This is a genomic window from Acidisphaera sp. S103 (genome assembly GCF_009765975.1).
Classification (GTDB): domain Bacteria; phylum Pseudomonadota; class Alphaproteobacteria; order Acetobacterales; family Acetobacteraceae; genus Rhodopila.
In genome coordinates, this window is the sequence record NZ_LMUJ01000069.1 from 1 (window position 1) to 19,765 (window position 19,765).

Consider the following 19,765-nt stretch of genomic DNA (forward strand, 5'->3'; position numbering starts at 1 on the left):
GCCGAAGTCGATCTGCGCGACCAGGCCGGCAAAACCGCGGCGGTCAGGAAGGTCTCGGACCGCTCGGCTGGTTTGGTTACGGTGTGACGGCATGGTGTCCAACAGAATGCGTTGAACCTGCCGGGTCCTGCCCGGCACGCATCAGCGTGGCCTTGCGCGCGGCCACCCTCAAGCCCGCTGCGCGCCGCTTCGCGGTGGCTGACGCCAGGCTTGACCGCCGCCGCGCGCAAGGCCCCGAAGAATGCAGGCCGGGACGAGGAAACGGCTCTGTGAAGCCGAACAAGAAAACTGCACTGGGGAATCGGCAGCGGTGGTTTCCAGCCGGCTATTCGACCGTTTTTGATCCCAAAGGCAACATCGCACCTGTCAGGAAGGTCTCCGAACATCTGTCAGGCTTGACTCCGGTCTGTACAACTTCGCCGGGCCATGACAGCGAACGGGCGGGGAACGGCGGGGGCGTCTGACGGCGGAGGCGGGTGATGCGGCGATTGACGAACCGGGGCGGCGTCCGTATAAGCCGCCCCTCCCGGCGGGTCGCCTTTGCAGGCGCACCCGTTGGTGTGCTTGCAAGAGAGCGGGACATCATGGTCGCCGTTCACAAGGTTTTCGGAGAGTAGTCGTGAAGCGTACCTATCAACCGTCGAAGCTGGTCCGCAAGCATCGGCATGGATTTCGTGCCCGCATGGAGACGGTGGGTGGTCGCAAGGTTCTGGCAAATCGCCGCGCCAAGGGCCGCAAGAAGCTGTCCGCCTGACGCGCGAACCGCTGGTGTGCCGTTCATGCCAGCCCGGAAGCCCTCTTGCACCGCCGCGAAACCCGGACGCCTGAAGCGGCGGCCGGAGTTTTTGCGCGTGGCGTCGTCGGGCCGGAAAGCCGCCGTCGGGGGTGTCGTGTTGCAGGCCCTGGCACGTGCGGATACCGAACCCGTTCGGCTCGGCTTTACGGTGACCAAGAAGGTCGGAAATGCCGTTGTGCGCAATCGCACGCGGCGGCGGCTGAAAGAGGCGGCCAGGCTGCTGCTGGCGGAACGGCAGGTTGTCGGGGCCGATCTTGTACTAATCGGACGGGACAGCACACGGGCTCGAAAATTCACCGCGCTGCAAGGCGATATCAGGCGCGCGCTGGAAAGAACCGGCGTATGACATGTGGGATTCAGGTTGGGCCGGCCCAGGTCGGAATTGGCGCGGTACGGGTCTATCAATGGACGATCCGTCCGTTCATCGGCGCCAACTGCCGCTTCTGGCCAAGCTGCAGCGAATACGCCGTCGAGGCGTTGCGCGTGCATGGCGCGGCGCGCGGAACGGTGATGGCGGCGAAGCGTATCCTGCGCTGTAACCCGTGGCATGAAGGTGGCGTCGATCCGGTGCCTCGCTTGGACGAGGATGGGGTCGACCGGAATATGGGGCATTGATGGACCAGAAGCGGCTTTTCCTGGCGATCGCGGTATCGCTGGCCATTTTGCTGGGTTTCCAGATGCTGGTCGCGCCGCATCTGCCGAAACCGCCACCTCGGCAGATCGCGCAAACCGAGCAGCCCGCCACGGCGACGCCGGCCGAAGGTTCGCCCGCCGCTGGTGTGCCGCCCGCGCCGGCGGCTGAATCGGCCAACGAGCCACGCGTGAAGATCGATGCGCCGAAGGTCGAGGGATCGATCGACCTGCTGGGTGCCAAACTGGATGACGTGGTGCTGAAGGACTACCACGAGGAAATCTCGCCGGAGTCGCCGCTGGTGCGGGTGCTGGAGCCGCGGTCGACGGCCCACCCTTATTACATTCAGTATGGCTGGACCGGTGGTGCGGGTGAAACCGTCAAGCTGCCGGGTAACGACACGATCTGGACGGCGTCTTCCAACACGCTGGCGCCGGGCAAGCCGGTCACGCTGTCGTGGGACAACGGCGCCGGCCTGACTTTCCAGATCGGCCTGACGATCGATGACAATTACATGTTCGCGGTCGATCAGACAGTGAAGAACGCCACCGGCAAGCCGGTGAAGCTGTTCCCCTGGTCGCGCATCCGCCGCGACAACATGGTGCAAGTCTCCAGTTATTACGTGCTGTTCGAGGGCCTGCTGGGCGTCGTCGACGGCACGTTGAAGGAAACCACATACGCCAGCGCGAAGTCCGAGGGCGACAAGAAAGGCGGCATCGCTTACGAGGCAACCTCGACAGGCGGCTGGGCAGGCATCACCGACAAATACTGGTTGACCTCGCTGATCCCCGACCAGGCCTTGGCTTCCAAGCTGAATTTCCGCCATATCGAGGATCACGGCGACCATTACCAGGTCGACTACGTCGCAACCGCCCCGTTGACCGCGCCGGCCAATGGCGATGTCACGACGGTCAGTCACGTGTTTGCCGGCGCCAAGGTCGTAAACCTGCTGGACCATTACGAGAGCCAGCTCCACATCCCCAACTTCGACAAGGCGGTCGATTTCGGCTGGTTCTACTTCCTGACCAAGCCGATCTTTTTCGCGCTGGACTGGCTGAACGGCCTGCTGGGGAATTTTGGTCTCGCCATCATGGTGTTCACGGTCTGTGTGAAGGGGCTGTTCTTCCCGCTCGCCAACTACTCCTACCGCTCCATGAGCAAGATGAAGCTGCTGGCGCCGAAGATGACCGCGCTGCGGGCTCGGCTAAAAGACGACCCGCAGAAGATGCAGCAGGAGATGATGGCGCTGTACAAGGCGGAGAAGGTCAATCCCGCCTCCGGCTGCCTGCCTATGGTGGTGCAGATCCCGGTGTTCTTCTCGTTGTATAAAGTGATCTACGTCACCATCGAGATGCGGCAGGCACCGTTCTTCGGCTGGATCCACGATCTGTCCCAGGTCGATCCGACCAATGTGTTCAACCTGTTCGGACTGCTGCCGTTCGACCCCACGGTGTACAGCCCGCTGCTGCATATGGGGCTTTGGCCGCTGATCATGGGATTCACCATGTTCCTGCAACAGATGATGAATCCGCCGCCGCCCGATCCGATGCAGGCGAAACTGTTCAAGTTCATGCCGATCATCTTCACCTTCATGATGGCGAAGTTCCCGGCCGGGCTGATCATCTACTGGAGCTGGAACAACACCCTGTCGGTCCTGCAACAATGGCTGATCCAGCGCCGCACAAGGCTGGCCAAACCGTCGCTGGCCCGCACTTGATCGCGGAGCCATTGACCGCCGAGCAGGAGCAGGAAGCCGCCCTCGAAAAAGGGCGGCTGTTGTTCGCGGCCGAGTGCCGGTTCTTCTTCGGCGCCCAGAAGCTGGAGCAGTTGCCGCCGCTGGCGGGCACTGAAATCGCGTTCGCCGGGCGATCGAATGTCGGTAAGTCGTCGTTGCTGAACGCGTTGACGGGGCGCAATTCGCTTGCGCGCACATCGTCTGAGCCGGGACGCACGCGGCAATTGAATTTCTTCGACCTGGGCGGCCGGCTGACGCTGGTCGACATGCCGGGCTATGGCTATGCGCGGGCGTCCAAGGACATCAAGGCCGACTGGCAGGGCATGATGTTCGACTACCTGCGCGGCCGGCCGACCCTGCGCCGGGTCATGCTGCTGATGGATGCTCGTATCGAGTTCAAGCAGGCCGATCATGACGTGATGGACCTGCTGGATCGGGCGGCAGTGACGTTCCAACTGGTGCTGACCAAAGCCGACAGCGTGAAGGCCGCGGCACTGGGTCGGAAAATCCAGGAAACCGAGGTGCTGGCGGCGGCTCACGCGGCTGCGTTCCCGCATGTGCTGTGCACCAGCAGCGAGACCGGCGACGGCATCGCCGCGCTGCGGGCGGAACTGGCATCGCTGGTGGATTAGGCCCGTCGTCGGCCGGGCGCATCGGTTTCCCGCCGACCGGAAAATGGTCTAGCCTTTTTCAACGCGCCGGCCCGTCGGACGTTTGTCCGGCTGAGGTAGGATGACGTCCGACTCGGCCTGCTAGGGCGGGTCGACGGACCAGAAGGGAAGCAATCATGGCGAAACGCACCACCACGCCTCCCGCGCCGGAGCCCGACGGGATCGATGAGTCGTTGATCCTTGTGGCCGAAATGCTGTTGAGCGAGCACTTCTTCGATCCCGGCCAGGAGCAGGCCTACAAGCAGCGGCTGTCGGCAAACCGGGCCGCCGGCACCGAAGGGGTCCTGCTGGAGGACGACACGATCGAACTGACCGACGGCGCCTGCGAGCTGCGGATCGAGGCGCTGCGGACATGGACCCATTTCCGTGTCGGGTTCGTGCATCCGGCATTCGAGGCAACGGTCGAAGGCACCTGGAGCTTTGAGACCGAGGAACTGCGGCAGACCCGGGTCAAGCGGACCGGCGACTCCGAGACCATCGAAGTCGCGGTGGAGGAATTGATTGAAGAGATCGAGGGACCCGGCCTCGACGACGAGGAATTCGCCGGTTTTATCGACGGCCTCGACGACGAGGACGATGAGGAGGTGCCGCTGATCGGCGACGATCCGACGGAACCGCCGGACGCCACGCCGCTCGACCGGAATCGCGTCAAAGCGATTGCCAAGCGCATCGCCCGCAAGCCAGCCGCCGATATCGCCGCGGAAGACCGTAGCTGGCTGGAGGAGACGCCGCAGGTCCTGCCGGTGATCGTGGAGGCGCTGATCGGGGCCGCCAGTGCCGCCAAGCACGATGAGGCACTGATCCTCGCCTACCAGGTCCTGCTGGCGCTGCAGCTCGAATTCGTCCGCTATCGCCAGGATCGTGGGTGGGAATGGGCAAGCGACATGATCGACGCGTTCCTCGACCGCCTGGTCGTGCTGGGCAACGAGGCGACGATCCCGCGGGACGACTGGTTCATGATGTGCAACGCGCTGACCGAGGCCCGCGTGCCGTTGTCCGACTCCGTGCTGACCGCACTGGCCGAGGCCGGTTTCAAGCCCGATGACGACGACGGACCGCCCGAACAGATGATGCGCACCTTGCGCGGCTTCATGGACGAACTCGCCAAGATGGTGTCGTCGCCGTTCGAGGTGATTTATGCGCTGCAAAACGCCGGCGCGATGTTGCCGGCGACACTGCGCGGTTTCATGGCCACCGAACTCGCGCTGTCGCCGCATCAGACGTTGCGCGATGCGGTGCCGTTGATGCTGCTGGATGAAGACCCCTCGGTCCGCAAGGGTGCGGCGGGGGCGCTGGAGCAGACCGCGCATCCCGAAACGATGTCGCCGGATACGCTGCGGCGTGCGATCGCCCTGCGCAACTGGATTCCGGCCGGCGATCGTCCCCCGTTGGATGCCGCGATCCGCAAGGCCAGGCTCGCGGGGGTCGAGATCGGTGCCTGGCCTGCGCCCGTTCCCGGCCTGGAGTTCCACGCCTCGACGATCGACGGATCGGGGGCGCAAAGCCTTTTCGCCGTTGGCTGTCCCGGCAAGAAGGGATTTTTCGGCGGCTTGCTGATCCGGCTGGGTGTCGGCGTCGTGGACACCTGGGCGGATCACGACCTGACGCGCGGCAAGATCAACAAGCTGCTGCGGGAGGCGAAGATGCAGGCGTCCAGCTTCACCGTCGACAAAGCGTTCATCGATACGATGGTTCAGCATGCCATCGGCACCGCGGTGGAGCAGGAAAACGTGCCGCCGACGCTGCTGCTGGAAATGGCGGAACTGTTCGGGGGGGCCGAATGGAAGGACCGCCGGCTGGATATCAAGGCCGAGGCGGACCGGCTGTTCGAAACCCTGGACGCCGGGGACCGCTCGCCGGAGGCGGTCGAGGCCGGTCTCGCGCATGGGCTGGATTGGATGTCGAAGGATGATGCATTCAGTTCCTGGTTCGAGGATGGACCGATGGTCCAGAAGACCCTGGCGAAGCTGCCACGCACCGACCGGATCGGGATGGTCGCGCTGGTGATGACCGATATCCTGCCGCCGAAGCGCGCGGACTGGGCGGAGCGGTTCCTGATGATGGCGCTGTGGTCGCGGGCCGTGAGCGAGGCCAAGCAACAGGTCAAGGCCAGGGATCTGATGCTGGTGGCCCATGGGCTGGCCGGTGATGGGCCGATCGGCGCGATCCCGATGATGGCCGTCATCGCCATGCAGACGGTGCGGGCGACGTTGCTGGGCGGCTGGTGACAGCCTGGAGGGACTCGCGCCATGGATGAAAGAACGCGCGCCACATACGACCGCGAAGCGGCGGCGTTCGCCCGGGAATGGGACGAGCAACCGGCACCGACCGACCTGCATGCCTTGATCCGCCGCTTCTTCAAGTCCGGCCCGACCGCCGATATCGGTTGCGGCAGTGGCCGTGACACCGCCTGGCTGAACGCGCATGGCTTCCCGGCGGTCGGGTACGATGCCTCCGAGGGGCTGCTCGGCGAAGCACGCCGGCTGCATCCCGGTCTGCGCTTCCAGCCGGCGGTGCTGCCCGGGTTGGCGGGGATCGCGGACAACGGTTTCGCGAATGTGCTGTGCGAGACGGTCATCATGCACCTGGACGCCGCGATGATCGTGCCGGCGGTTGGCAGGCTGATATCGATCCTCGAACCCGGGGGCACGCTGTATCTGAGCTGGCGCGTCACCGAAGGCGTCGACCGGCGCGATGACCATGGGCGGCTTTACGCGGCGTTCGATCCGGCGCTGGTGTTCCAGGGACTGGGGTCGGCAGTTGTTCTTTTGGACGAACAACTGGATAGTCGTTCCTCGGAAAAACTGGTTCGGCGAGTCGTTGCGCGGAAGGCTGGCTGATCGGGTGGTGCTTGGGCGATATGGTGGTGCTTGTTTCGGGTTTTGGGCCGGCGGGATACGAGCCATGTGATCCAGCAATCTTACTGGGGCGGATGGCCCGGACTGACGCCGGGCCATGACGAATTAACTGCCATGGCGAATTGACTGCCACGGCGAAGCAACAGTCGGCGTTGACGGCGGTTGATATTACCTTACGCCATTTCGGCGACTGGCGCCCTGAGCATCCAAAACTTCCCATACGTGTGCCGCCGTGGGAATCGGTCCTACCGCGCCATACCCCAGGCACTTCAGCGCTGCCGCCACGCTGGCGTAGCGCGCGGCGGCTTGCGGGTCGTCTCCGCCTAGCAACCGCGCCAGAAACGATCCGCAGAATGTGTCCCCTGCCCCGGTCGCGTCCACCGGCACGACTTTATGCGCCGGAATCAGCATCCTTGCGTCCGCCGTGGCGAGATATGACCCTGCCTCGCCCATCTTCAGCAGTACCAGTTTCGAGCCCAGCCGCAGATAGAAATCCAGCATCCGGTCCGGATCGGTCAGGCCGGTCAGCGTGCGCACATCCTCCAGCCCCGGCATGGCATAGTCCGCGTGTGCCATCGCCGCGTGCATCACCGAGGCGGCCCGAGCCGGTGGCCATAGGCGGGGCCGGTAGTTGGTGTCGTAGGCGATTGCCACGCCGTTGGCCGCTGCCACGTCGATCGCTTTGAACACCGCGTCGCACGCCGAGGTCGAGATCCCCTGGCTGATCCCCGACACATACAGGATGCGGGCCGCCTTGATCGCGGTCACCGGCAGATCCGCCGGCGCGTACATCGCCGCCGCCGAACCGGTCCGATAGTGCAGGAAGTGATGGCCGTCCTGGTCGTGCGTTACGAAATACACGCCGGTCTGGTAACGATCGGTCCGCTGCACGGTTGTTGTATCGACGCCCTCGCGCTGCCAGAGACGGATGAAACTGTCACCGGGCATGTCCTGGCCCAGCGCGGTGATCATGCCGACGCTGGCGCCTTGACGGGCGGCGGCGATGGCGGCGTTGGAGGTGTCGCCGCCGTGGCCTTCCAGATAGTGCCGGGTGCCGTCGGGGTTCGGCGGAAGCTGGTTGAACTCCAGCATCGGCTCACCCATGCACAGCAGATCGGCGGTCATGACAGTACCGCTCGGGCGGCGGCCTGGATCGCGGCCTTGTCGTTGGCGGCGATGCGCTTTTCGTCCACCAGCGCACCGCCCATGCCGACAAATGCCGCGCCGGCGGACAAATAGGCGGCGACGTTGCCGGGCTCCACGCCGCCGGTGGGGCAGAACGCGACGCCGGGGAAGACACTGGCCAGGGCCTTGATATGGCCGGGGCCGCCAGCCGAGGAGGCGGGAAACACCTTGACCACGTCGGCGCCGGCGGCCAGGGCGGCGCGCACCTCGGTTGGTGTCAGGGCACCCAGCATCAGGGCGGCTCCGGCGCGACGGCAGGGGTCGGACAGCGCCGGATCGACCCAGGGGGCGACCAGGAAGCGCGCACCGGCATCCAGGCAGGCCTGTGCGGTCGCGGCATCCGGGACGGTGCCGGCGCCGACCAGCAGGTCCGCATCCCGCGACAACCGGCCGATCAGGGCGACGGCGTTGGGAATGGTCATGGTGATCTCGAAAATGCGGATACCGGCTTCGCGCAGCCATGCCACGGCGGTCGCGGCATGATCCGCCGAACTGGTCCGCACCACGGGAACAACCCGGGCGGCACGCAATTGCTGGATCAGGTCAGTTTGGGACATCTGGGAAATCCTCCGTGTGCAACGAAGCAGGCGGAGGGGGCAGAGCGCAAGACGGATCGGTTCAGTCCGTCGCGGCAGCCATCACGCCGTCGGCCCATTGCTCCAGCGAGCGGGCCCTGGACCGCAGCGCGGAGACGCTGGTGCCCAGCGTCCGCAGGGTTGCCCGATAATGTTGCAGGCTGTCGTCCAGGCCGGCGGTGGTCGCTTTCAGCTCACCCAGCACGTCGCGCCACGCCGCGACCGCAACCTTCTGATCCGCCAGCGCCGCGTTCAGCGATTCCAGGGCTCGGGCCAGCCGCTCCTGCGGCGCGGGTGCCTCGGGTTTCGGGCGGGCGGGGAACGGGATGATGGTTGCCGTCGGCGGAACGGCTTCGACCGCGGCGGTGTTGGAGACAGTCGATGTGGTCACGGGCGGGCACTCCGGTCAAAAATCAGGCAGTGGTTAATAAATCATGAACGACCACCCGAGGCTAGAAATTGTTAGAATACAATGGTCTGACCCAGGCCCCGCAGGATCAGCACCATCGCCATCATGACCACAGCCACCAGTGAAAACCCCCAGCGGACCCACACGTAGCGCAAGGGGACCAGCGACCGCCGGGCCGCACGGTGTTCGGTCAGCACGGTGGCGAGATAGCCGGCGATCAGGATCGCCAGTGCCACCCATGGCGCCACCAGTTGTCCCAGCACCAGGGCGACCCAGCCCACCATCAGCGGCAGCACGCCGCCGCCGAGGCGCATCGACGGCCGCGCCGCGTCCGGCGACAGCGCCAACCCCCAGTGGACGCCTCCGGAAAAGGCCAGGACCAGCGCCGCATAGTCGATCAGCGCGAACAGCAGATGATCCGCGAGGTCGCGGCCGACGGCGCCGCCGGCGAAGACGATGAATGGCACGAGTCCGAGCAGGCTGAGCGGTATGACCATGGCCGGCATGACGACTCCTGGGGCGACTCCTCGGGCGATTCTAACGCATGCCCCCTCTCATGGGTGGGGGCGAATTATGATAGACCGCAGCAATTCGTGTTGAACATGCTCCTCCGCCGTCCGGAATCCCCATGACCATCGGCTTTGAAATCGTCGTTATCCTGCTGCTGATCGTGGTGAACGGGCTGTTCTCGCTCAGCGAGCTGGCGCTGGTATCGGTCCGGCGCGCCCGGCTGGCGGTATTGGAACGCAAGGGGGTGAAAGGGGCGGCGGCGGCGCGCAGCCTGTCCGACGATCCGCAGCGGTTCCTGCCGACGGTGCAGGTCGGGATCACCCTGGTCAGCGTGTTCACCGGCGTGTTCGGCGGTGCCCGGCTGGCGTCGCATCTTCAGGCCTGGCTGGAAACCATTCCGTCCATCGCCGGTTTTGCCGAGGAGCTGGCGCTGACCGTGGTGGTCATCGTCACCACCTACCTGACCCTGGTCCTGGGGGAACTGGTGCCCAAACAACTGGCACTGCGCGGGCCGGAGATGATGGCGATCCGGGTTGCCCGGCCGATCGCCATTCTGTCACGCCTGGTCGCGCCGGCGGTGTGGCTGCTGGGGAAATCGTCCGACGGCATCCTGCTGCTGTTCGGCCTGCGCCACGCGTCCCGCCAGTCGGTGACGGAGGAGGAGCTGAAGGCGCTGCTGATCGAGGGCGCGCAGACCGGCGTGCTGGAGATGGAGGAGCGCGACATGATCGAGCGCGTTCTGCGGCTGGCCGACAAGCCGGTGCGCGCGATCATGACTCCGCGGACGGAACTGGCGTGGATCGACCGGACGCATCCCGCCAAGGGTATCATCGCCGCGCTGAAAGCAGCGCCGCACTCGCGGTTCGTGGTGTGCGACGGGTCGATCGACAATGTGGTGGGGGTGGTGCAGGCGAAGGACCTGCTGGACCGCATCCTGGGCGGCGGCGAACTGTCGGTCAGCGCCAGCCTGCGGCAGCCGATGGTGGTGCCCGATACCATCAGCGCGCTGGACGCGCTGGAGCGATTGAAGGCGGACGTGCTGGGGCTGGCGTTGGTGATGGACGAATATGGCAGTTTCGAGGGCGTGGTAACCGCCGCCGACGTGCTGCAGGCGATCGTCGGCGACGCGTCCGGTCCGGAGCATCAGGAAGGTGTGCCGGGTCCCGAGGGCGACGCCACCATGACTTTGGACGGCATGACTCCCATGGACGAGCTCAAGGCTCGGATGAACCTGCCCGATCTGCCAGCCGAGGGCAGTTATCACACACTGGCCGGGCTGCTGCTGGCACTGCTGCGGCGGGTGCCGGCGGTTGGCGACCGGATCGTGTTCGGTGGCTGGCGGTTCGAGGTCCTGGCGATGGATGGCCGCCGGGTGGACAAGGTGATGGCCGGGCGCGAGCCGGCGGCGGAAGCATGACCGGCGGGACTGTCCGCCAGTGTGTGGTGCGGGTTGCCGATCCCGCGCTGGCGTCTCGGATTGTCGAGGGACGGTCGTCCCTGGGATGGTTGCTGCGGGCATTGTCGCGTTTCGGCGTCACCGATGCCCTGTTGCTGGCTGGTCCTGTGCCGGCCGATCTCGGGGCGTCCCTGCCCCGCCCGGTCCGGATCGCGGTGTCGGACCCGCCGGCCGGCGTTGGGACCGGCGGTGCTTTGTTCCACGTCCGCGATCGGCTTCATGACCGGTTTCTGCTGTGCGACGGCGATTCGGGGATCGACTGGAACCTTGCCACGCTGTTGGCCGAGGCGGCCGGCGATCCACCCGAAGTGGTCGGACGGATCGCGCGCCGCCATGATTCGACGAACCTTGGGGTCGGCGTGTTCCGGAAGGCGCTGGTGGATCATCTGCGGCCGGTTTGCGCCCTTGAGGCCGACGTCCTGCCCGATCTGTCGGCGAGGGGATTGCTGCGCACCACGACGATCAGCTCGGACGACGGTCCGGTGTTGCTCCGGGGTGGGATGCCGGAGACCGGTGCCGGGCTGTGCCGCAAGGCGCTGTTCCTCGACCGGGACGGCGTGCTGAACATCGATCATGGCTATGTCGGGTCGCGCGACCGGTTCGAATGGGTGGATGGCGCACTGGACGCGATTCGCTATGCCACGCAGGCCGGCTGGCATGTGTTCGTCGTCACCAATCAATCCGGCGTCGCCCGCGGCCTGTATACCGAGGACGCCGTGCGCGACCTGCTGGACTGGATGGCCGGCCAGGTTCGGGCCGCGGGGGGGACGATCGACGACGCCCGGTTCTGCCCGTTCCACCCGGATGGGACGGTGGATGCCTACCGGCAGGTGCATCCCTGGCGCAAACCGTTGCCCGGGATGCTGCTGGACCTGATCCGGCGCTGGGAACTGGATCCAAACCGAGCGGTGATGATCGGCGACCAGGAGACGGATATGCGGGCGGCGGCGGCGGCCGGCGTGGCGGGCCATCTGTTTGCCGGCGGCAATCTGCTGGCGTTCCTGCGGCCGATCCTGGACCGGCATGGCTGATTTCGTTCGGGAGCCGCGTTAACGGCTTCTTAAGACGTCACGGCGATGATGCCCGGACATTCGACGGGGATCAGGCTCATGTGGCGGTTCGGTCTTTGCATTGTCGCTCTGCTGGCGTCGCCAGTCCCCGGGGCGCTGGCGCAGACCATCCGCTACACCACCAACGACCGCGATCCCTACCAGCACCAGCGTGCAGGGCATCGTGGCGAACGGCGTCATCTGAGCCGGCTGCCGGCGCGCGCCATCGATCCCTACCGCATGGGACCGGCGCCGATGGCATTTTTGTATCGCTGTGATGCGCCCGCCGGATTTTATCCGTATGTTCCGACCTGCCGGATGCCATGGCGAGTGGTGCCGTCCGGATCACGCAGATAGGGGCTCACCGATGCGATCGTTGAAACGTCCGGCCACCATCCTGGTGCCGTTGCTGTTTTTAAGTGCGTGTGCGACCGAACCGATGGGGCCTACGCTCCAGGTGATGCCGGCGCCCGGCAAGCCGTTCAGCGTCTTCCAGAGCGATCAGGCCACGTGCACGCAGTTTGCCTCCAGCCAGGTTCAGGGCGGTGCGCAGCAGGCCAACAACCAGCAGGTCGGCACCGCGGTCGTGGGCACTCTGCTGGGTGCCGGCCTGGGAGCCGCGATTGGTGGTGGCCGAGGGGCGGCGATCGGTGCGGGCGCTGGCGCCCTCGGCGGCACCGCCTATGGCGCGGGACCGGCCGCACAGGCGAACTATGATCTGCAGCAGCGTTACGATCTTGCCTACGGGCAGTGCATGTACGCCCGCGGCAACCAGGTGCCCGGCTATCAGCCGCCCGGCGCGCCGCCGCCGGGGTACGCACAACCCGGCTATCCGCCGCCGCCTGGTTATGCGCCACCGGGTTACGCGCCGGCCTACCCGCCGCCGCCGGGCTACTATCGCTGATATCACGAACATGTAAGGCCCGACGCGCCGGCGGAGAGGCGAGTCGTGGCTTGCATGCGGGGTTGGACGCATCGTTGGATATGTGACTCGCGAATCGAGCGACATCTCTTTGAACGGGTTCATATCCTATGCGTCATGCACCGTTGCTTCTGTTGCTGATGGGTTGCCTGGCCGGATGCGGCCACCGCGAACCCGACCGTGCCACCGGCGGCGCGGCGACGGGAGCCGGAACCGGCGCCGTCATCGGCTTGGTCGGCGGTCCGGTCGGGGTAGTTGCCGGCGCGCTGATCGGCGGCGGTGTTGGTGCGCTGTCCGGTGCCGCGGTGCCGGCGAGGCACCTGGACCTGGGACCACCGCCGTGGAGCGATCACGCGTATGCGGAATGATCCGGTGCGGTGATGCGTCATGGTTGAGTGCCGGTCCGGGGCATTTGCCGCGGTGCTGGATCAGATGACCCGGACTGACGTGACGCCGGGCCATGACGAAATCAAAAGTCGGGCCATGACGGATCAAGAGCGGCCTCAGCGGCGGCTCAGGTTATTCGTCGCCCAGGAAATGGAGGATGGCGAAGTTGAACTGGGCGGGGTCCTGCAGGAAGGCGAAATGGCTGACATTGGGCAGGATCAGCAGGCCGGCATGCGGGATCGTAGCGGCGATGTATTCGGTGTGGGCGCGCTTGATCGCCTCATCATGATCGCCGTCGACGACGAGGATGGGGGTGTCGATCGTCTTTAGTTGCGCATCGGTCCAGTTCGGTTGCTGCGCCCACATCTTACTGATCTGATCGACGAAGGCGTCGTATTGGCCGGGGGTGGCCGAGTTGGCCCGGTATTCGTTGCCGGCGCGTTGGATGAAGGCGGCGAATGTCGGGTTTTTCTCGACACCGTCGATGACGCCGGCGGTCACGGTGTTGGCCGCGAAGGCGAAAACCTTGCCGATCCGGTCCCGGTGGCGCAATGCGAGGTCGATCCCGAGGATGCCGCCGTCGCTCCAGCCCACGATGTCGGCCTTGGGGATTTTCAGGTAATCCATCAGGGCGACGACGTCGTCCGCCATCAGGTCGTAACCGTAAGGGCGCTGGTCCCGGGTGCTGCGGCCATGGCCCCTGCTGTCCATCAGGATGACCGTGTGATGGGCGGCGACGGCAGGCACCTGAAGGCCCCAGTAGTCGGTGTTGGCCAGGCCGCCGTGCAGGAAAATCACCGGTGAGCCGTGGCCGTAGATCGCGTAATGGATGCTGATACCGTTCACCGGGGCCTGGCCGGCGTGATTGGACGGGATGGCGGTGGGTGTCGGCGGAAGGGTCTGCCATCGTTCGGCCGCGTAAGCCGGCAAAGTGCCGAGGACGAGAAGCAGGGCCGGGAGCAGCCGGCGCATGATCTTGCGGGGATCCGCTCGCCGCCACGTCGCGGGCGCGAGCGAGGGCTGGAGGCCGATCATCCGGCGTTTTCCTTGATGGTCAGGGCCTCGATATCGGCGGACGAATAGCCGAGTTCCAACAGGACCTCCCGCGTTTGCTGGCCGAGACCCGGGCCGCCGTGGCGGATCGTCGCCGGGGTTTCGGAGAACCGAGCGGCGGGGCGTGCCTGGCGCAGCCGTCCGGCGTGGGGGTGCTGGGTTTCCACGACGATGCCGTTGGCAACGACCTGCGGGTTGGTCAGCATCGTCGTCCGCGTCAGCACCGGGGCGCAGGGGACGCCGGCGTCAGTCAGGCGTTGCAGCCACTCCTCCGCGGGGCGGGTACGCAGGGCGTCCTGGGTCATGCTCAGCCGGTCGTTGATGTGGCGCTGGCGTAGCGCCGGCGTCTTGAAGCGCGGGTCGTCCAGCCATTCCGGCTTGTCCAGCGCTCGGGTCAGCGCGGCCCATTCCTTGTTGGACTGTACCGCGGCGCTGATTGGGGTCGTGGCGGTTTCGTAGATGAGGTCGATGAAGCTGGCGGCTTCCTGCTGCGGAATGTCCTGGCCGACAAACGTCTGGCTGCCCATGTCGGAGGCCCAGAGGAAGGCGATGATCGCATCCAGCATCGACAGGCGGATGTGCTGGCCCTTGCCGGTTCGCTCGCGGGACAGCAGCGCCGCGGTGATCGCCTGGGCGGCGTTATACGCTGTCAGTTTGTCCGGCAGGATGGTGCGAACCAGGCGGGGGCGTTCGGTGTCCGATCCCGCCTGGATGCTGGCGAGGCCGGAAACGCCCTGGATCAACGGGTCATAGACGGGTTTCTGGGCGTACGGGCCGGTCTCGCCGAAGCCGCTGATGGAGACGTAGACGATGTTCGGCGCAACCGCGCGGACGGCGTCCTCACCCAGGCCCATGCGATCGGCGACGCCGGGGCGGAAGTTCTGCACGAAGACGTCGGCGGTGGCGGCCAGGCGCAGGACGGCCTGGAGCGCCGCCGGGTTCTTCAGGTCGAGGGCAACCGACCGCTTGTTACGGTTGTTGTTGAGGAACGAGGCGGAAAAACCACTGCGCGCGTTGTTGGCGGCGCGGGTGTGGTCGCCGCCGGCTTCGGGGTTCTCGACCTTGATCACGTCGGCGCCCTGGTCGGCAAGGATCATGGTGGCGAGCGGGCCGGAGATCATCGAAGTCAGATCGACGATCCGGTATCCGTGCAGGGGGCCGGGCATGGGATTTCCTCTGGGATGGTTGGGGCAGGATATGGGGGCACGGGCCGGGGGTGCAAATCGGAGGGGCGCGCGGGATACGTTCGTCCACATCGCGATGTTTGTCTGTCATCGGGCTTGCAGGCGGCGGTTTGGCTGGTTGATCGAGGTTTGGACTTATGTGGTATCTTAATACCACAACATAAAATCGCTTGACCAGCCTTGGTCGGGCCGCCATAACCCGCGCCGCTCCAAACCACGGACACTTGCAACACAATGCTGAAATTCACGCCCTCCATCCAGCCGTCGGAGGTGACGAAAGGCTGGATCCTGATCGATGCCGAAGGCGTCGTTCTCGGCCGCCTCGCCGTCATCATCGCCAACCGCCTGCGCGGCAAGCACAAGCCGCAGTTTACCCCGCATGTCGATTGCGGCGACAACGTCGTGGTGGTCAACGCCGCCAAGGTCCGCGTCACCGGCAACAAGGCGGAGCAGTCGGTCTTCTACTACCACACCGGCTATGCCGGCGGCATCAAGGGCCGGTCCATCCGCCAGCGGCTGGAATCCAAGCATCCGGAGCGCGTGCTGGAAAAGGCGGTGGAGCGCATGATCACCCGTGGCCCGCTGCAGCGGAAGCAGATGAAGCACCTGCACATCTATGGCGGCCCCGAACACCCGCATGACGGCCAGCAGCCGCAGACGCTGGACGTTGCCGCGTTGAATCCGAAGAACAAGAGGGGCTGAACCGATGTCAGGAAATCCAACCGGCACCCTCGCCGATCTGAAAGAGGCGCTGTCCGCCCGTCAGGCCGCCGCCGAAGCCGAGGCCGAAGCCACCGGCACGCCGATCCCGCCGCCGGTTTCCACGCAGCCGAAGCGGGAACCGAAGCGCGACGAACTCGGCCGTTCCTACGCCACGGGACGCCGCAAGGAGTCGACCGCTCGGGTGTGGATCAGGCCGGGCAAGGGTGAGATCACCGTAAACGGCAAGAAGGTCGTGCAGTATTTTGCTCGTCCGGTGCTGCGGATGCTGCTGACGCAGCCGTTCCTGGTGGCCGATCGTTACAACCAGTTCGACGTGTTCTGCACCGTCAGCGGCGGCGGACTGTCCGGCCAGGCCGGCGCGGTGCGTCATGGGATCAGCCGAGCGCTGACGTATTACGAGCCGGATTTGCGCAGCATCCTGAAGGTGGCCGGGTTCCTGACCCGTGACTCCCGCGCGGTGGAACGCAAGAAATACGGCAAGGCGAAGGCTCGCCGCAGCTTCCAGTTCAGCAAGCGCTGATCCGAGCTGTATCGAGACGAAAAGGGGCGCTTTCGGGCGCCTCTTTTTTTGCCCTCCGTCCAGCGTCCTACGACAAATGGCTGGGACACATCGCCGTTGTGGACCGCAATTGGTCGATCAGCCAGCGTCCCGCCGGACCCGGCGGCGAGTCAGCTCTGTATGTGGCGGCGATCGGCACCACAACGCCCTCCGGTGGCTGGTCCTCGGGTTCGATCCGGACCAGCGTGCCCTCGGCCAGGTCGCGTTCGACCCGGTGCAGCGGCATCCCGCCCCAGCCCAGGCCGGCCAGCAGGAATTCATGTTTCGCACCCAGGTCGGCCAGCCGCCATACGTGCGGCGAGAACACGCCGAACTGGCGATCCTTCGACAAGTCCGAACGATCGGTCAGCACAAGCTGTGTGTGGCGGGCGAGTTCGGCCGTCGGCACCGGGCCGGCATAGTGGGCCAACGGATGGCCGGCGGCGGCAACCATCACCATGCGCACGCCGATCAGCCGTTCGCTGACCAGTTCGGGAGTCTCCACCGCCAGCGATCCCATCACGCCCAGGCCGCAACTGCGGTCCAGCACTTCCTGGGCCACACCGCCCAGCACCTCGACATGGATGCGCAGCGGGGTGGTCGGGAACGCCTCACGCACGGCAGCGGCGCAGCGCGTCAGCACCGGCATGGGGAACATCACATCGACGACGATCGACAGTTCGGGTTCCACACCGCCCGCCATGCCCTTGGCCCGAGCCTTGAGGTGGTCGATGCCGGCGGCGATCGAGCGGGCATCGATCAGGACCTGCCGTCCCTGTTCCGTCAGCAGCGGATAGCGTCCGGTGCGGTCGAACAGGGCGACGCGCAATTGCGCCTCCAACCCCGCGATCGTCTGGCTGACCACCGATTGTGCTCGGTTCAGCCGGCGGGCGGCGGCGGAGAAACTGCCGGCGTCCGCCGCGGCGATGAAGGTTCGGATCTGGTCGAGCGAAAGACCGTCAAGCACGGGAGAGCCACCTATCGGCTGGGACGATGGGACACATAGGGATATATAGGCTGAGCAACAATGTCCGGACGTCCTACATGCGGGATCAAGATGACCGGCCGCCGGCCGGTCCCTCGTGACAGGAGCCATTCATGAAGATTCTACACGTCGATTCCAGCATTACCGGACCGAACTCGGTCAGCCGGATGCTGACAGCCGGGATCGTCGAGCAGCAGAAGACGCTGCATCCGGATATCGAGGTGACCTATCGCGACGTCGCCGCCGACGCGCCGTTTCACCTCTCCGGCGCGCATCTGGCGGCGTGGCAGGGGTCGGTGCCGCTCGATGCCGACCTGGCCGCCGATGTTGCCACCGGCGCCGAACTGCTGGAGGAGTTGTTTGCCGCCGATATCATCGTGGTCGGCGCGCCGATGTATAATTTCTCGGTTCCCAGCCAGTTGAAGGCTTGGATCGACCGGCTGCTGATCGCTGGGAAAAGCTTCCGTTACGGCGCGGCCGGACCCGAGGGCTTGCTACCCAAGGGCAAGAAGGTGTTCATCGCTTCCTCCCGCGGCGGCGCGTATGGTCCGGAGACGCCGGCGGCGTTCCTGGAGCATCAGGAGACCTACCTGCGCGGCGCGCTGGGGTTCATCGGATTGACCGACGTGACGGTGATCCGGGCCGAGGGCGTCAATATGGGGCCTGACGCCCGCGAGGCGGCTGTCAGCGGTGCGAAACGGGATATACTGGCGCTCGCGGCCTGAGAAACGCTTTGGATGGTGTGCGGCGCCTCCGGGGGTTCGCACACCGTTCGTCATGAACGGGAGGGGTATGACCGTGAACGATTTTGGGGCGGGACGGATACGCGACCAGGTGATCCTGCTCGCGCGCATTCTGCTGGTGGTGTTGTTCCTGATCTTCGGCTGGCGGAAACTGACCGGGTTCGAAGGCACAGTGGGCTATTTCACCCATGGTGGCGTGCCGCTGCCGGCGGTCGCGGCGATCGTGGCGGTGGTGATGGAGTTTTTCGTCGGGTTGGCCATCCTGTTCGGGGTGTGGACGCGGCCGTTGGCCTTGTTGCTGGCGCTTTATACTTTGGGGACGGCGTTTATCGGGCATCCGTACTGGACCATGAGCGGTGGTGCCCAGATGGAGGCGTTGATCAATTTCTACAAGAATATCAGCATCATTGGTGGACTTTTGCTGCTGTACGTGACCGGTGCGGGGAGGTATTCCGTGGATGGCAGGATCGGGTTGGGCTGAATCGTCGGCCGTCTCCCTTCATCCGCCCTGCACCTGCAGGAACCGCCGAGCCAGCGCGCCGTAGAGCGGCCGGCGGCAGACCAGGCGGGAGACGGCGAAGGATAGGAACGCCGTCGCCATTAGTGGGATCATCAGGTTCTGGTTCGCGGTCATCTCCATCACGATCACCGTCGCGGTGATCGGCGCCTGTACCACGCCGGAGAAATACGCCGTCATCCCCAGCAGGATCATCGCCCCCATCGGCGCGGCCGGCACCAGCGGCGCCAGCACCGATCCCAGCCCGGCGCCGATGGACAGCGATGGGGCGAAGATCCCGCCCGGAATGCCGCTGACATAGGATACCACCGTCGCTGCCAGCTTCAGCAGTGCATAGGTTGGCGGCATCATCGTGTGTCCCTCGACCATTCCCCTCGCCTGCGCATACCCCGTGCCATAGGTATGCCCGCCGGACAGAAAACCGATCACCGCCAGCAGCAGCCCGCACAACGCGGCGAAGCCCACCGGATAGCGGATGATCATCCGGCCCGCCCAGCCCGGCAGACCGCCGGCGGCGATCAGCAGCATTCGGCTGAACAGCCCGCCCGCCAGGCCGCCGGTCACGCTGCACAGGATCACCGCCAGCCACGCCGCTCCGTTGGACAGCACGGCCGAGGTCTGGCCGAAATAGGTGTAGTTCCCCACCAGCCCCAACGTCGTCGCGCCTGCCACGACCACGGCGGTGAACACGGTGCCGGAGGTACGGGCCTCGAAGGAGTGGCTGAGTTCCTCGATGGCGAAGACGATACCGGCGAGCGGCGTGTTGAACGCGGCGGCGACACCCGCCGCGCCGCCAGCCAGCACCAGGGCTCGGCGCAGTTCCAGGCGGGGCCGGCGC

The 19,765-nt window shown here is 65.8% G+C and carries 24 protein-coding genes; 16 read left to right on the forward strand and 8 right to left on the reverse strand.

What is annotated here, in order from left to right; genetic code table 11:
* Positions 1-619: 619 nt before the first annotated feature.
* The 7 genes from rpmH to GSQ89_RS24935 all read left to right on the forward strand — a co-directional run bounded on the left by rpmH (position 620) and on the right by GSQ89_RS24935 (position 6,673).
* Positions 620-754 (forward strand): 50S ribosomal protein L34, encoded by a 135-nt coding sequence (rpmH, locus tag GSQ89_RS24905; RefSeq protein WP_158930337.1) that lies wholly within the window; start codon positions 620-622, stop codon positions 752-754.
* A gap of 25 nt (positions 755-779) precedes the next feature.
* On the forward strand, positions 780-1,142 hold the full coding sequence (gene rnpA, locus GSQ89_RS24910; RefSeq protein WP_158930339.1) for a ribonuclease P protein component: 363 nt from the start codon (positions 780-782) through the stop codon (positions 1,140-1,142).
* On the forward strand, positions 1,139-1,411 hold the full coding sequence (gene yidD / locus GSQ89_RS24915; protein WP_158930341.1) for a membrane protein insertion efficiency factor YidD: 273 nt from the start codon (positions 1,139-1,141) through the stop codon (positions 1,409-1,411). Before rnpA ends, yidD begins: the two co-directional genes overlap by 4 nt.
* Complete coding sequence (yidC, locus tag GSQ89_RS24920; protein ID WP_158930343.1) at positions 1,411-3,144, forward strand: membrane protein insertase YidC; 1,734 nt, start codon at positions 1,411-1,413, stop codon at positions 3,142-3,144. The genes yidD and yidC overlap by 1 nt, the downstream gene beginning before the upstream one ends.
* Positions 3,090-3,794 carry a ribosome biogenesis GTP-binding protein YihA/YsxC gene (gene yihA, locus GSQ89_RS24925; RefSeq protein WP_158930345.1) on the forward strand — a complete coding sequence of 235 codons (705 nt, stop codon included), beginning with the start codon at positions 3,090-3,092 and terminating at the stop codon, positions 3,792-3,794. Before yidC ends, yihA begins: the two co-directional genes overlap by 55 nt.
* 155 nt (positions 3,795-3,949) lie before the next feature.
* Positions 3,950-6,061 (forward strand): hypothetical protein, encoded by a 2,112-nt coding sequence (locus GSQ89_RS24930; protein ID WP_158930347.1) that lies wholly within the window; start codon positions 3,950-3,952, stop codon positions 6,059-6,061.
* A 21-nt stretch (positions 6,062-6,082) separates the two neighbouring features.
* Positions 6,083-6,673, forward strand: a complete 591-nt coding sequence (locus GSQ89_RS24935; protein ID WP_158930349.1) for a bifunctional 2-polyprenyl-6-hydroxyphenol methylase/3-demethylubiquinol 3-O-methyltransferase UbiG — start codon at positions 6,083-6,085, stop codon at positions 6,671-6,673.
* A gap of 186 nt (positions 6,674-6,859) precedes the next feature.
* Here GSQ89_RS24935 and GSQ89_RS24940 read toward each other — a convergent pair whose 3' ends face one another.
* From GSQ89_RS24940 to GSQ89_RS24955, 4 genes are all read right to left on the reverse strand, one after another.
* Positions 6,860-7,816 carry a sugar kinase gene (locus GSQ89_RS24940; RefSeq protein WP_158930351.1) on the reverse strand — a complete coding sequence of 319 codons (957 nt, stop codon included), beginning with the start codon at positions 7,814-7,816 and terminating at the stop codon, positions 6,860-6,862.
* Positions 7,813-8,433, reverse strand: coding sequence for a bifunctional 4-hydroxy-2-oxoglutarate aldolase/2-dehydro-3-deoxy-phosphogluconate aldolase (locus GSQ89_RS24945; RefSeq protein ID WP_158930353.1), 621 nt, complete (start codon positions 8,431-8,433; stop codon positions 7,813-7,815). Before GSQ89_RS24945 ends, GSQ89_RS24940 begins: the two co-directional genes overlap by 4 nt.
* A 61-nt stretch (positions 8,434-8,494) precedes the next feature.
* Positions 8,495-8,842, reverse strand: coding sequence for a hypothetical protein (locus GSQ89_RS24950; protein ID WP_158930355.1), 348 nt, complete (start codon positions 8,840-8,842; stop codon positions 8,495-8,497).
* Between the two features lie 71 nt (positions 8,843-8,913).
* A complete protein-coding gene (locus GSQ89_RS24955) occupies positions 8,914-9,366 on the reverse strand; it encodes a DUF3429 domain-containing protein (protein WP_158930357.1) in 453 nt (150 codons plus the stop codon).
* A gap of 122 nt (positions 9,367-9,488) precedes the next feature.
* On the opposite strand from GSQ89_RS24955, the gene GSQ89_RS24960 reads away from it, so the two are divergent.
* From GSQ89_RS24960 to GSQ89_RS24980, 5 genes are all read left to right on the forward strand, one after another.
* Positions 9,489-10,787 (forward strand): hemolysin family protein, encoded by a 1,299-nt coding sequence (locus GSQ89_RS24960; protein ID WP_174254923.1) that lies wholly within the window; start codon positions 9,489-9,491, stop codon positions 10,785-10,787.
* Positions 10,784-11,857 (forward strand): HAD-IIIA family hydrolase, encoded by a 1,074-nt coding sequence (locus tag GSQ89_RS39405; RefSeq protein WP_158930359.1) that lies wholly within the window; start codon positions 10,784-10,786, stop codon positions 11,855-11,857. The genes GSQ89_RS24960 and GSQ89_RS39405 overlap by 4 nt, the downstream gene beginning before the upstream one ends.
* Before the next feature lie 78 nt (positions 11,858-11,935).
* A complete protein-coding gene (locus GSQ89_RS24970) occupies positions 11,936-12,232 on the forward strand; it encodes a hypothetical protein (RefSeq protein WP_158930361.1) in 297 nt (98 codons plus the stop codon).
* A 10-nt stretch (positions 12,233-12,242) separates the two neighbouring features.
* Positions 12,243-12,779 (forward strand): YMGG-like glycine zipper-containing protein, encoded by a 537-nt coding sequence (locus tag GSQ89_RS24975; RefSeq protein WP_158930363.1) that lies wholly within the window; start codon positions 12,243-12,245, stop codon positions 12,777-12,779.
* A gap of 128 nt (positions 12,780-12,907) precedes the next feature.
* Positions 12,908-13,165 carry a hypothetical protein gene (locus GSQ89_RS24980; RefSeq protein WP_158930365.1) on the forward strand — a complete coding sequence of 86 codons (258 nt, stop codon included), beginning with the start codon at positions 12,908-12,910 and terminating at the stop codon, positions 13,163-13,165.
* 151 nt (positions 13,166-13,316) lie between these two features.
* Here the strand turns inward: GSQ89_RS24980 and GSQ89_RS24985 are convergent, their stop codons facing one another.
* Together GSQ89_RS24985 and GSQ89_RS24990 are read right to left on the reverse strand one after the other, a co-directional pair.
* Positions 13,317-14,219, reverse strand: coding sequence for an alpha/beta fold hydrolase (locus tag GSQ89_RS24985; protein WP_254073356.1), 903 nt, complete (start codon positions 14,217-14,219; stop codon positions 13,317-13,319).
* Positions 14,216-15,403 carry a CaiB/BaiF CoA-transferase family protein gene (locus GSQ89_RS24990; protein ID WP_158930367.1) on the reverse strand — a complete coding sequence of 396 codons (1,188 nt, stop codon included), beginning with the start codon at positions 15,401-15,403 and terminating at the stop codon, positions 14,216-14,218. Before GSQ89_RS24990 ends, GSQ89_RS24985 begins: the two co-directional genes overlap by 4 nt.
* 255 nt (positions 15,404-15,658) lie before the next feature.
* Here GSQ89_RS24990 and rplM point away from each other — a divergent pair, with 255 nt between their 5' ends.
* Together rplM and rpsI are read left to right on the forward strand one after the other, a co-directional pair.
* The gene (gene rplM / locus GSQ89_RS24995) at positions 15,659-16,123 is read left to right on the forward strand and encodes a 50S ribosomal protein L13 (RefSeq protein WP_158930409.1); all 465 of its coding nucleotides are present in this window, start codon (positions 15,659-15,661) and stop codon (positions 16,121-16,123) included.
* A 4-nt stretch (positions 16,124-16,127) separates the two neighbouring features.
* Positions 16,128-16,664, forward strand: a complete 537-nt coding sequence (rpsI, locus tag GSQ89_RS25000; RefSeq protein ID WP_158930368.1) for a 30S ribosomal protein S9 — start codon at positions 16,128-16,130, stop codon at positions 16,662-16,664.
* A 67-nt stretch (positions 16,665-16,731) separates the two neighbouring features.
* Here rpsI and GSQ89_RS25005 read toward each other — a convergent pair whose 3' ends face one another.
* Complete coding sequence (locus GSQ89_RS25005; RefSeq protein WP_158930370.1) at positions 16,732-17,649, reverse strand: LysR family transcriptional regulator; 918 nt, start codon at positions 17,647-17,649, stop codon at positions 16,732-16,734.
* A 131-nt stretch (positions 17,650-17,780) separates the two neighbouring features.
* On the opposite strand from GSQ89_RS25005, the gene GSQ89_RS25010 reads away from it, so the two are divergent.
* Both GSQ89_RS25010 and GSQ89_RS25015 read left to right on the forward strand, forming a co-directional pair.
* Complete coding sequence (locus tag GSQ89_RS25010) at positions 17,781-18,392, forward strand: FMN-dependent NADH-azoreductase (protein ID WP_158930372.1); 612 nt, start codon at positions 17,781-17,783, stop codon at positions 18,390-18,392.
* A gap of 73 nt (positions 18,393-18,465) precedes the next feature.
* Complete coding sequence (locus GSQ89_RS25015) at positions 18,466-18,891, forward strand: DoxX family protein (protein ID WP_254073357.1); 426 nt, start codon at positions 18,466-18,468, stop codon at positions 18,889-18,891.
* Between the two features lie 18 nt (positions 18,892-18,909).
* Here the strand turns inward: GSQ89_RS25015 and GSQ89_RS25020 are convergent.
* The coding region (locus GSQ89_RS25020; protein ID WP_174254924.1) for a chloride channel protein at positions 18,910-19,765 on the reverse strand (856 nt) is incomplete at its 5' end.